Annotated in this window: 9 protein-coding genes, 1 tRNA gene and 2 pseudogenes; 7 read left to right on the top strand and 5 right to left on the bottom strand. The window is 65.3% G+C overall.

Going from position 1 to position 11,357, the window contains the following annotated elements:
• Nucleotides 1-219 precede the first annotated feature (219 nt).
• Nucleotides 220-2,058 (bottom strand): glycosyltransferase family 39 protein, encoded by a 1,839-nt coding sequence (locus tag XAXN_RS18130; protein WP_054320573.1) that lies wholly within the window; start codon nt 2,056-2,058, stop codon nt 220-222.
• Nucleotides 2,059-2,095: 37 nt separating this feature from the next.
• Between XAXN_RS18130 and XAXN_RS18135 the strand changes: the two are divergent.
• The 4 genes and pseudogenes from XAXN_RS18135 to XAXN_RS18150 all read left to right on the top strand — a co-directional run bounded on the left by XAXN_RS18135 (nt 2,096) and on the right by XAXN_RS18150 (nt 6,491).
• A pseudogene (locus XAXN_RS18135) lies at nt 2,096-3,054 on the top strand (AAA family ATPase).
• A gap of 5 nt (nt 3,055-3,059) precedes the next feature.
• Nucleotides 3,060-4,016 carry a DUF58 domain-containing protein gene (locus tag XAXN_RS18140; protein ID WP_054320574.1) on the top strand — a complete coding sequence of 319 codons (957 nt, stop codon included), beginning with the start codon at nt 3,060-3,062 and terminating at the stop codon, nt 4,014-4,016.
• Complete coding sequence (locus tag XAXN_RS18145; RefSeq protein WP_054320575.1) at nt 4,009-5,961, top strand: transglutaminase TgpA family protein; 1,953 nt, start codon at nt 4,009-4,011, stop codon at nt 5,959-5,961. The genes XAXN_RS18140 and XAXN_RS18145 overlap by 8 nt, the downstream gene beginning before the upstream one ends.
• Entirely contained in the window at nt 5,958-6,491 is a 534-nt protein-coding gene (locus XAXN_RS18150; protein ID WP_054320576.1) for a Slp family lipoprotein, read from the top strand. Before XAXN_RS18145 ends, XAXN_RS18150 begins: the two co-directional genes overlap by 4 nt.
• A gap of 118 nt (nt 6,492-6,609) precedes the next feature.
• Here the strand turns inward: XAXN_RS18150 and XAXN_RS18155 are convergent, their stop codons facing one another.
• The 4 genes from XAXN_RS18155 to dnaX form a co-directional block, all read right to left on the bottom strand.
• Nucleotides 6,610-6,960, bottom strand: a complete 351-nt coding sequence (locus XAXN_RS18155) for a histidine triad nucleotide-binding protein (protein WP_042821451.1) — start codon at nt 6,958-6,960, stop codon at nt 6,610-6,612.
• Nucleotides 6,961-7,061: 101 nt separating this feature from the next.
• A complete protein-coding gene (gene recR, locus XAXN_RS18160) occupies nt 7,062-7,655 on the bottom strand; it encodes a recombination mediator RecR (RefSeq protein ID WP_042821450.1) in 594 nt (197 codons plus the stop codon).
• Between the two features lie 100 nt (nt 7,656-7,755).
• Nucleotides 7,756-8,076 (bottom strand): YbaB/EbfC family nucleoid-associated protein, encoded by a 321-nt coding sequence (locus tag XAXN_RS18165; protein ID WP_005913896.1) that lies wholly within the window; start codon nt 8,074-8,076, stop codon nt 7,756-7,758.
• 6 nt (nt 8,077-8,082) lie between these two features.
• A complete protein-coding gene (gene dnaX, locus XAXN_RS18170) occupies nt 8,083-10,149 on the bottom strand; it encodes a DNA polymerase III subunit gamma/tau (protein ID WP_054320577.1) in 2,067 nt (688 codons plus the stop codon).
• A 135-nt stretch (nt 10,150-10,284) separates the two neighbouring features.
• On the opposite strand from dnaX, the gene XAXN_RS18175 reads away from it, so the two are divergent.
• From XAXN_RS18175 to XAXN_RS23540, 3 genes and pseudogenes are all read left to right on the top strand, one after another.
• Nucleotides 10,285-10,377: transfer RNA gene (locus XAXN_RS18175), tRNA-Ser, on the top strand.
• 82 nt (nt 10,378-10,459) lie between these two features.
• The gene (locus tag XAXN_RS23310) at nt 10,460-11,215 is read left to right on the top strand and encodes a DUF6538 domain-containing protein (RefSeq protein ID WP_241148166.1); all 756 of its coding nucleotides are present in this window, start codon (nt 10,460-10,462) and stop codon (nt 11,213-11,215) included.
• A 37-nt stretch (nt 11,216-11,252) separates the two neighbouring features.
• Nucleotides 11,253-11,357, top strand: a pseudogene (locus XAXN_RS23540) (DUF1153 domain-containing protein); the annotation flags it as partial.

Raw genomic sequence — 11,357 nt, forward strand, 5'->3', positions numbered from 1 at the left:
CCAAATATGCGCGGCGCTACTTGGCCGAAGCGGCCTATCGATTCAACCGTCGATTCGATCTGGAACAGATGCTGCCGCGGCTGGCGACGGCGCTGATGCGCTGTAAACCTTGCCCAGAGCGCGTTTTGCGCATGGCAAGCAACTTTCATGGCTGAGGGATAGGGCTAATCAGGTAAGCTATTAGCCACGCCCTAACGTTTGAACCGAAGTGGGCGGGCGTCACCGATCGACAACAAAGGGTTGTTCCCACCAATCTTCCAAGCTGCCGTCGCGGCCGTCCAGACGTAGCCCCAACCAGTGCGTACCGGACGGCAAGGCGTGGGTGTCAAGCGTTGCGGAGAAGCCGACGTTCGGGTGCTGCGGGTCGTTGGAGATTTTCCAGTATGGGCGCACATCGAGCGGCGTGCCGTACGTAGCTTGCGCGACCGGGCGACCATCGAGCAGCAGCTCGACATCCGCCAGCCCAACGCCATCCTTGAACGCCCAGCCGCGCACTTGCAGCGTGCCGGACACCGTGACATCGGGCAGCGGCGCATCGATCCACGCCATCGCCGGGGTCACGCACGGCCCGGGCTGGCGTTTTGCAGGCAGTGCGAACAGCAGGAAGCGCTGATAACCATGGTCAGTAGAGACCATAGTCGGTGGCGGTAGCGGGCCGACCATGTCGCAGATGGCGTGATAGCGCTTCAACAGATCGCGATAACGCTGATCGCTGGGTGAGAGCACCAGCAGCCGTGGCCCGGTGCGCGTGCCATCGCTGAGCAGGCCCCACTGCTGCAGCTGCGCGCTGCGCCCGTGCTTATCATTCAAGTCGGCACGCAGCACCTCGATCTTGGCGTCGTGCAATTGGAAGCCGAGCTCGGCGCCCACCTTGAAATTTTCTGCCAACACGCGCGTGCCTGGCGGCATCTGCGCCAACCGGGATTTGACCGCATGCGCCAGATCGTTCCAGCCAGCGAAGTTGCGTGGGTAGTATTTTTCGCCAGCGGCATGCGCGCGGACCGACGGCATCGACACCGCCAGGTAGTAGCCGTATGCGCCGAGCATGCCCAGCAGCGCAAGCAACCAGACGGCACGCCGCAGCGGATGCGGCCAGCGCATCAGGATCATGGGCACCGGCACCAGCAGCGCCAGGTAGCCGGGCAACGGCCAGTGGAAGCTGATCCGCTCGGCATCGCTGAAGAAGCCCAGCACGAAGATCGCCACGGTCGAAATGCCGCCGAGCAAACCGAAATAGCGCCATTGCGCGCGCGAGCCGCCGCCGCTGCGGGTGCCGGCCAGACCAACCTTGACCATCGCCCAGGCCAGTAGCGGCGTCACCGCCACCGTCTGGATCAGCAGAAACCATAGCCCGCCGATCTGGAACCGCCACGGGTGCCGGTCGACCAATTGAAAACGCAACCCGGCATCGTCGTGGTCGGTATTCCAGAACAGCAGCGGCAGCCAGCTCACCGCGCCGACGGTCAGTGCCATCCAGATGCGTGGGTCGCGCATCACCGCACGCCCCTGCGGGATGCACAGCAATGCGATGCAGCCCACCCCGATCACGCCGACAAAGCGGTAGTGGCTGAGCGCGCCGATGACCAGGCCAATGGCGAGCTCCAGCGCGCTGGTGGCATCGACCTCGCGCAGCAAGCGCGCGCCGGCATCCATGCACAGCACAGCCGCCAATGCCATCGGCACATCCGGCACGGCCAGAATGCCCAGCGTGGCCGACAGCGGCATCAGCAAGGTCAGGCTGCCAGCTTGCCATCCCAGCGTGGAGCCGAACCAGCGCGTGGCGATATGCGCGATCAACCAGGGAATCAGCGCGGAAATGGCCAGAAACGGCAGCCGCAATGCCAGCAGATGATGTCCGCCCAGCTCCACGCCCAGTTGCGCCAGCCAGGCAGTCATGCCCGGCAGATCCGAATACGCCGCCGCCAGGTGCTGGCCTTCCTGCCAATAGAAGGCCTCGTCCACGAACAGCGGCAAGCGTGCGGCGATCAATAGCTTGACGGCTGTCGCCAGTGTCCACAGGATCACGAAGGTGCGATGTGCGCGTTGGTCCCCCTGCATTGCCCTGTGCACTCTTTTTTCCACCTACGGAATTGTGATGTCGACACCGCTGCGTTCCACGGAAATGCTAACCGATGCGCTGCGCCAATCGCTGCGGCGCGCACAAGACCAGGTCAATTCGCTGCTGCTGGGCAAGGCGCAGGAAGTGCGGCTGGCATTCGTGGCGCTGCTGTCCGGTGGACATTTGTTGATCGAGGACCTGCCCGGCCTGGGCAAGACCACCCTCGCCCACGCCATGGCCTCCAGCCTGGGGCTGGGCTTCCAGCGCGTGCAGTTCACCTCCGACCTGCTGCCGGCCGACGTGCTGGGCGTGTCCGTTTACGACGCGGCCTCGCGGCAGTTCCAGTTCCATCCCGGCCCGGTGTTCACCAACGTGCTGCTGGCCGACGAAATCAACCGGGCCCCGCCGCGTACGCAAAGCTCGCTGCTGGAAGCGATGGCCGAGCAGCAAGTGACGCTGGATGGCGTGACGCATGCATTGCCGGAGCCGTTTTTCGTGATCGCCACGCAGAACCCGGTCGATCTGTCCGGCACCTTCCCTTCCCGCTGCCCGATTCGCAGCTGGACCGCTTCCTGCTGCGGCTGAGCCTGGGCTACCCCAGCGCCGATGCCGAGCGCGCGCTGCTGGCGGGCACGGATCGGCGCGAACTGATTGCCCAGGCCGCCCCGCAACTGAGCGACGCCGACGTGGTCGCGCTGCGCAAGGTGGTCAACCAGATCCATGCCAGCGATGCGCTGATCGGCTATGTGCAGGCCCTGTTGCTGCGTAGCCGCCAGCATGCCGGGGTGCGCGTGGGCCTGTCGCCACGCGCCGGGATCGCCTTGCTGCGCGCGGCCAAGGCCTATGCACTGCTGCTTGGGCGCGAGCATGTGCTGCCCGAAGACGTGCAGGCGCTGTTTGTGGCCGTGGCCGGGCACCGGCTGGTGCCGGAAGCCGAATCGTCATCCGGGCCGGCGCTGGCCAAGGCGCTGCTGCACAGCGTGCCGGTGGACTGACCCAGGTGCGTGCGCACATGCGCGGCATCGTCCGTCGACTCAGCCTGCTGGCGCGGCCGCGGGGCGCGGAAGGCTTGCCGATCGTGCTGGATCGGCGGCGCATCTATGTGTTGCCGACCCGCTTCGGGCTGTTCGTCAGCGCATTGTTGCTGGCGATGCTGCTGGGCGCACTGAACTACAACAACAACCCGGCGCTGCTGCTCGCATTGTTGCTGGCCACCGCCGGGATCGCCAGCAGCATCATGGCGCACCTGCAGCTATCGGCACTGCGTATCGAAGCGGTATCGGCCGAACCGGTGGTCGCCGGCGAACCGCTGCGCATGCGGGTGTCGCTGGCGCGCCGCGATACTCGGGCACGGCGCGGGCTGCGGCTGGATCATCTGGACAGCAGCGGCTTCTGCGCGTTGATCGAGTACGACATGGCCGAGGTCGATCTGCTGGTGCTGACCGAGCGCCGCGGCTGGCAGGATATCGAGCGCATCCGCCTGTCCAGCACCCAGCCGCTGGGCCTGGTGCGCGCCTGGGCGTGGGTCTGGCCGGAAACGCTACTGCTGGCCTACGCCAAGCCCGAAGAACAGGGTCCGGCACTGCCCGATGGTGCAGGCTCACCCAACAAGACGCGCCTGCATGCACAGGGCGAAGAGCTGCACCAGCTGCGCCCGTATCGCGCTGGCGACGCCCCGCGCACGATTTCCTGGAAACACTCGGCACGTCGCGACGCGCTCTTGGTGCGCGAATACGAACAGCCACTGGGCATCGACGTCACACTGGACTGGCGTGCGCTCAACGCGCTGCCATATAAGCGCCGCGTTGCGCGGCTTGCCCGCTGGGTCAACCTGGCCGAGCGCGACGGGCGCCGCTATCGCCTGCTGCTGCCCGGCCAGCCACCGCTAGGTCCCGCGCAAGGACCTTCGCACCACCACCTGTGCCAGCGCGCCCTGGCCCTGCTGCCACATGACTGAGCCCTCCCTCCCAATCAGCAAGGTCAGCCGCGTCTGGGTGCTGGCCACCAGTTGGCTGGCATTGACGCCGCTGCTGTTGCAGTTGCCCGGCCTGGTTGCGGCCACTGTCGCGGTGGCCGCGATGCTGGTCGGCGTGCTGAGCTGGCGCGGCACCTTGATGGCGCCGGTGCGGCTGTTGTTGGTAATCGCCATGCTGGCGGCGGTGTATTGGCAGATCGGCATGCGCTTTGGCCGCGACACCGGCTGCGCGGTGCTGGCATCGATGCTGGCGATCAAGGCCTCCGAGCTGCGCCCCCTGCGCGATGCACGCAGCCTGTTGGGTTTTGCGTTGTTCGCACCGTTTGCCGCCTTTCTGCTCGACCAGGGCCCGGCAACGATGGGCCTGGCACTGCTGGCAGTGGTCAGCGCCTTGTTGAGCATGCAGCGACTGGCCGACGAAGAACACCACACCGGCACGCCGGCCCTGCGCCTGCAATTGCGTGGTATCGGCAAGCTGGTTGCCATCGGCGTGCCGCTGGCCCTGGCCACGCTCTGGTTGCTGCCGCGCCTGAGTGCGCCGCTGTGGGGCGTGCCCGAACGCGCGCGCTCCCGGCCTGGCCTGTCGGACAACATGTCGCCGGGCGAATGGATCGACCTGATGGCCGACGACAGCCCGGCCTTGCGCGTGCAGTTCGCCGGCAAGGCGCCGCCGCCGCAACAGCGCTACTGGCGCGGCCCGGTGATGTGGGACTTCGATGGTCGCACCTGGCAGCGCGCGCGCTGGACCGGCCGCGGCCAGCCCGCTTCGGTCACCGCAGGTCCGCAAACCTACCGTTATCGCCTGGATTACGAGCCGACCGATCGCCGCCAGCTGGTGTCGCTGGATCTGCCTACCCAGGGCGTCCCCAACGCCGAGTTATCGCCGGACTACGAACTGTTCGCACAACGGCCGTTGAGCGCACTGACGCGCTGGGACCTGCAATCGGCACCGCCGACGCGCTTCGATACCGACCTGCCCGATCCGTTGCGCAAGCGTGCACTTGCCCTGCCGCCCGGTTTCAATCCGCGCACGCTGACGCTGGCACGGCAATGGCGTCGCGAAGCCGGCAACAACGACGATGCGGTGATACAGCGCGCGCTGCAGTGGATCACTCGCGAATTCGCCTACACGCTGGACACGCCGCTGCTCGGCCGCAACAGCGTCGACGAATTTCTGTTCCAGCAAAAGGCAGGTTTCTGCGAACACTTCAGTTCCTCGTTCGTGGTGCTGATGCGCGCGGCCGGCATCCCGGCGCGCGTGGTGACCGGGTACGCCGGCGGCACCTACAACCGGCTGGGCAATTACTGGGTGGTACGCCGCATGGACGCGCATGCCTGGACCGAAGTCTGGCTGGCCGGGCGTGGCTGGGTGCGCGTGGACCCCACTGCCGCAGTCGCGCCCGAACGCATCTACGACACGCTCGAAGATCGCCTGCAAACCGGCGGCGGCAACAACTTCACCGACCTCGGCGCATGGGCCAGCCTGGGTCAGGTCAGCGATTGGCTGCGGCGCGGGTGGAACGAGCTGGTGCTGTCCTTCGACGCCGACCGCCAGCAACGGCTGTTGCAGCCCTTCGGCATCGATCGCCTGGACACCTCGCAACTGGCCGCCATCTTCGGCGTGTTCGCGGTGAGCGCGCTGGCGTGGATGGGCTGGCTGCTGGCACGTGGCGAACGTGAACGCGACCCCTTGCTGCGCGCCTGGCACCGACTGAGCCGCCGCTACCGCAAGCTCGGCCTTGCCCGTGAACCGCACGAACCGGCCGGTGTGTGGGCGCGCCGTGTCGCCCGCTCACACCCGAATACGCCACTGTTGGCACTCAGCCAACGTTTCGCTGCCGCGCGATACGCTGGCGCTGATTCGGACAGCGCCACTCTCTTGAAAGACTTGCTGCAGCATCGCCCGCGAACCGGAGCTTCCTCATGAGTACCCGTTTTCTTGTTCCTCTTATCGCTGTGCTCGGGCTCGCAGCCTGCGCCACCGCACCCAAGCCGCTGCAGGGCCAGTTCCCTACGGTCAGTCCGAGCGATTCCACCGCCAGCGCCCAGGTGGGCACGTCCGTGCGCTGGGGTGGCAAGATCATCAAGACCACGCCTGGCCAGGGCCAGACCTGCTTCGAGCTGATCTCGCGCCCGCTCAATGCCAGCGGTCGCCCCGACCGTAATGCCGTGGATGCCAGCGATGGCCGCTTCCTGGCCTGCCGCTCGGGCTTCTACGATCCGGCGGTGTTCGAGCCGGGCCGCGAAGTGACCTTCATCGGCAAGATCGAAGGCTACGAAACCACCAAGATCGGCGAGTACGACTACAAGCTGCCCAAGGTCAATGCCGATGTGGTCTACCTGTGGCCGGTCGTGCGCGACGTGGAAGTCGTGCCGGCTTACCCGTATGGCCCGTGGGGCGACCCGTGGGGTCCGCGCTGGGGCGGCGGTTGGGGCTGGGGCCGCGGCTGGTGGTAATGCGTCGCTGACCTGCGTTACTTGCAAAAACGCCGCTCGCAGGGAGCGGCGTTTTTTGTATCTGCGCGCCGATCGCGGTGCTACTCGGCTTGCCCGCAACGCGCGATCGAACGACGCATCACGGCGTGCCGAAACGGCCCAGCGGCGCACCGGCCAGCAGATGCAGATGAATATGAAAGACCGTCTGGCCGGCATGCGCGCGGCAATTCATCACGATGCGGTAGCCGTCTTGCGCCAGCCCTTGCGCGCGCGCGTAGGTCGCCGCCGCGATTGCCAGCTTGCCGACCAGCAGCGCCTGCTCGGGTGGCACATCGTCCAGGGTCGGAAAGGCGTGCTGCTTGGGAATGAAGAGCACATGCACCGGCGCCTGCGGTGCGATGTCTTCGAAGCCCAGCACCTCATCGTCTTCGTAAACGATGGTGGCCGGAATTTCGCGACGAATGATTTTGCCGAAGAGGGTGTCAGTCATGGTTCGGGATTGGGGATTGGTCATTTGGGATTGGCGAGAGCTTACCGCGCGTGCCAGTTTGCCTTTGCGAATCGCGAATCCCGACTCCCCAATCCCGGCACTCAAAGCACCTCACTACGGGTGCCGAAGGCGTGCGACAGGGTGCCGCGGTCCACGTACTCCAGCTCGCCACCCAGCGGCATGCCCTGGGCAAGCCGGCTCGGGCGCACTGCATGCTGGCGCGCCAGTTGCGCCAGGTAATGGGCGGTGGCTTCGCCTTCGACCGTCGCATTGGTGGCGATGATCATTTCGGTCACTTCGCCGGCAGCCAGGCGTTCGCCGAGCCGATCCAGACCCAGTTCGCGCGGGCCGATGCCATCCAGCGGCGACAGGCGCCCCTGCAGAATGAAGTACAGCCCGCGATAGCCGGTGGCGTGCTCGATCGCCAAGCGGTCAGCCGGCGACTCCACCACGCACAGCTGCTGCCGGTCGCGGCTGCTGCTGGCGCAGATGGTGCAGATGTCCGATTCGGTAAAGTCGCGGCACTGCACGCAATGCCCCACCTTTTCCACCGCGCTGCCCAACGCAGCGGCAAGCCGACGCCCGCCCTCGCGCTCGCGCTCGAGCACGTGATAGGCCATGCGTTGCGCCGATTTCTGACCTACGCCGGGCAATACCCGGAAGGCCTCGATCAGTTGTTCGAGCAAAGAGGACACTGGGCGGCCGGGATTGGGGAGTGGAGATTCGGGATTCGCAAATGCAGAAGCGAATTTCGCTTCTAGCGAATCCCCAATCCCGACTCCCGAATCCCCTCGATCAGAACGGCAACTTCATGCCAGGCGGCAACTGCATGCCGGCAGTGGCCGAGCCCATGCGGTCCTTGGATTCGGCGTCGATCTTGTTGGAGGCGTCGTTGAAGGCGGCGGCGATCAGATCCTCGGCCATCTCCTGGTCGGAGAGGATGCTCGGGTCGATGCGCACCTTGCGGCACTCCTTGGCGCCGGTCAGCGTCACGCTGACCATGCCACCGCCAGCGGTGCCGGTGACTTCCAGCTTGGCCAGTTCTTCCTGGGCGCGTTGCAGGTTTTCCTGCATCTTTTGCGCCTGCTGCATCAGTTGGGCAATGTTTCCACGCATGGGGCGTTACTCGTCGTAAGGGCGGATGGAATCGGGCACGATCCGCGCGCCTTGCTGCTGGATCAGCAGCTGCACCGTCGGGTCGTTCATGAAAGCTGTTTCGGCCGCGCTCTGGCGCTCGCCTTTCTGGCGGTTGGCACGCTCGTGCAAGGTTTCGACATCGGCACTACCGGTTTCCACGACGATGCGCGGCGGGTTTCCCAGCACCGGTGCCAGCGCCTGCGCGAGGTTGGCGATGGAGCGCTCGGAGCTGAGATATTCGAAGCCCGGCGCGAGCGCGAGCCGCAGCACGCCATCGCGATGGCCGATAAATGCGGCGTTGGCGGCCAGCTGCCGCGACGGGCCGTTCAAGCCGCTGCGCGTGACCAGCTCCAGCCATTGCTCGGCATCGGCAATGCGGCCGTCATCGAGCAGGGCCGACGTGTCGTTCGCCGAGTCTGATGCGGGCACGGCCGTTGCTGGCGAGGTAGCCACCGCCGGCTCTTCAAGCGACGAGGGCTCGACACGCGAAGACACTGTGGCCGAAGCCGGAGCTTCCACCGCAGCGTCAGACGCACCCGTCACCGGTTGTGCGAGCTCGACAGGTGCGGAAGGCGGAGCCATCGCGGCCTCAGGCGCAAGCACGGCCGTCGTGTCGGGTGCCGGCGCGACCTGCGCACGCACCGGCGCATCGTCCACTGCCCACGGCGGCGTGTCGTCATTAGGCGCACTGGCTGCAAACGCGCGACTGGCCGGCGAAGAAGCTTGGGGGGCAAGCACGACAACGGGAGCCGGAGCCGGAGTTGCGCGAACCACTGATGCCGGCAAGGACGCCTCCTCAGCCGCAACAGGCATCGTATCGGTCACCGCAGCAGGCGCTGCCACTACCGTGGGCGCAGCTGTCACCGGCGCCACCGCTGCCGGCGCCGCAGCCTGACCGCCGGCAGCGGCCGAACGCGCGCTACCGCCTGCGGTGACACCGCGCCCATCATCCGAGCCGCCGGTCGGCACCGCCGCTGCCGGGCGGAAGGCAAGCATGCGCAGCACTGCCATTTCGAAACCGGCGCGCGGGCTGGGCGCCAGATACAGATCGCGACGCCCGTTGAGCGCCATCTGGTACCACAGCTGCACCACTTCCGGCCGCAGCTGCGCCGCAAACGGCGTCGGGTCGATGCCATCGCCGACAAAGGCCACCGACGGCACCAGCTGCTGCACCTGCACCCGATGCAGGGCCTCGGCCAGGGCCTCCAGCACACCGCTCCAATCGGGCGAAAATTCGGCCAGCGCGGCCACGACCTGCAACAGGCGCGCGCCATCGCCATCGGCAAGCGACTGCAGCATCGCGCCGACCTGGGTGCGATCGACCGTGCCCAGCATGGTGCGCACCACGTCCTCGCGCAGCGCGCCGCCGGCATAGGCAATCGCCTGGTCCAGCAGCGACAGACCATCGCGCAGCGAACCGTCGGCGGCCTTGGACAGCTGCACGATCGCCGACGGATCCGATTCGATCTGTTCGGCAGCCAGGATGCGGGTCATCTGCCCCTGAATCTGGTCTTCGTCCAGCCGCTTGAGGTTGAACTGCAGGCAGCGCGACAGCACCGTCACCGGCAATTTCTGCGGGTCGGTGGTGGCCAGCAGGAACTTCACGTGCTCGGGCGGCTCTTCCAGCGTTTTCAGCAGCGCATTGAACGCCGCCTTGGAGAGCATGTGCACTTCGTCGATCAGGTAAACCTTGAACTTGCCGCGCGAGGGCATGTACTGCGCGTTCTCGATCACCTCGCGCACATCGTCCACGCCGGTGTTGGACGCGGCATCGATCTCCAGCAGGTCGATGTAGCGCCCGGCGTCGATGTCCAGGCAGGCCAGGCACGTTCCGCACGGATCGGCACTGGTGCCGGTCTTGCAGTTGAGCGATTTGGCGAAGATGCGCGCAATGGTGGTCTTGCCCACGCCCCGGGTGCCGGTGAACAGGAACGCGTGGTGGACGCGCCCACTGTCGAGCGCGTTACTGAGCGCGCGGACCACGTGTTCCTGGCCTACGAGTTCGGCAAAACGCTTCGGGCGCCACTTGCGGGCGAGAACGAGATAAGACATCGGGCAACCGGCTTTGTTTGAGCCGATATTGTGCCACGCCCGGTCTCAACGACTGCGGCTAGAAGATTCAGCTTGTGGTACGGGCCGGCGACCGCTAGAATTTGCGGCCCTGTTCGACCACGGTCGGACAGGCACGGAGAGGTGTCCGAGTGGTTGAAGGAGCACGCCTGGAAAGTGTGTAAGCGTCTAAACCGCGCTTCGGGGGTTCGAATCCCCCTCTCTCCGCCAGATTACGCAAACCTCTGAGAAATCAGGGGTTTTTGCTGTCTGGAAGGATCTCAGACGGGACACGAATCGGGACACATCCCCGATGCGTATTCCTCATCAGTTGGTCCGGTCCCCTTCTGGCCGTTGGTCCTTCCGTCAACGAGTGCCACAAGACCTCCAAGCCAAGCTTGGCCAATGGGTCATCAAGCGAACGCTTCGAACCACAGAACTGCGCCAAGCCCAGGTGCAAGCCATTGGCCTGGCATCCAGCTATGCTCAAGTCTTCAACGCAGTTCGGGGACTGCCAATGGATCGGATGACCACGAAGGATGTGGATGCGCTCGTTGAGCGTTTGACCCAAGAGCAGAGCCGAAAGGATCTGACGCTCCATCGAACCCAAGCACCCGATGGGACGGTGACCGAGCAATGGCAGATCGATAATGAAGAGGATGTACGGCTCTATCGGAAGGCTCAGGGCTGGAAAGCGTCTTCTGAGGTTGCCTCGATTGGCATGCTGCCACCCGAGCTGATCGAGCAACGAAAGCCAACTGTCGCTTCTGTCGATGAAATTATTACGATGGAAAAGGCTCGGGACGGCTGGCTGGCTACCTTGAAGGCCACGACGCTGCCGAAGACTTACACCATTAAAAAGACGGCGATTGACTTCCTCGTCAAATTTTTGGGACCAAAAACCAAGCTTCACACCATCAAGCGTCCAGATCTGGCCCGGTGGTATCAGCACATGCGGGAGGGTGGATCATCCACCCCCACCCTTGTGAACAAGCAGTCTTATATCGGTGGCAAAGGTGGGTTCTTCGATTGGGCCATGAACTCAGGCTTTTATGTAATGACCCACTGAGACTCTGCTCAGGTGTTAGCTTTCAGAGGAGACATCGATGAGTGCAGTGATGGACGAAGAACAGATCAAGCGCTGGACGGCCCGGCGCAAGTCGGCGCTAGTGCTGGAGATCATCCAGGGCAAGACGACGGTGGCGTTGGCC

The sequence above is a fragment of the Xanthomonas axonopodis genome (assembly GCF_001304695.1).
Lineage (GTDB): Bacteria > Pseudomonadota > Gammaproteobacteria > Xanthomonadales > Xanthomonadaceae > Xanthomonas > Xanthomonas axonopodis.

Excerpts from the sequence above, each read along its gene's own strand:
- XAXN_RS18130 (WP_054320573.1), bottom strand. The coding sequence starts at position 2,058 with ATGCAGGGGGACCAACGCGCACATCGCACCTTCGTGATCCTGTGGACA.
- XAXN_RS18145 (WP_054320575.1), top strand. The coding sequence starts at position 4,009 with ATGACTGAGCCCTCCCTCCCAATCAGCAAGGTCAGCCGCGTCTGGGTG.
- XAXN_RS18150 (WP_054320576.1), top strand. The coding sequence starts at position 5,958 with ATGAGTACCCGTTTTCTTGTTCCTCTTATCGCTGTGCTCGGGCTCGCA.
- XAXN_RS18155 (WP_042821451.1), bottom strand. The coding sequence starts at position 6,960 with ATGACTGACACCCTCTTCGGCAAAATCATTCGTCGCGAAATTCCGGCC.
- XAXN_RS18165 (WP_005913896.1), bottom strand. The coding sequence starts at position 8,076 with ATGCGTGGAAACATTGCCCAACTGATGCAGCAGGCGCAAAAGATGCAG.
- dnaX (WP_054320577.1), bottom strand. The coding sequence starts at position 10,149 with ATGTCTTATCTCGTTCTCGCCCGCAAGTGGCGCCCGAAGCGTTTTGCC.
- XAXN_RS23310 (WP_241148166.1), top strand. The coding sequence starts at position 10,460 with ATGCGTATTCCTCATCAGTTGGTCCGGTCCCCTTCTGGCCGTTGGTCC.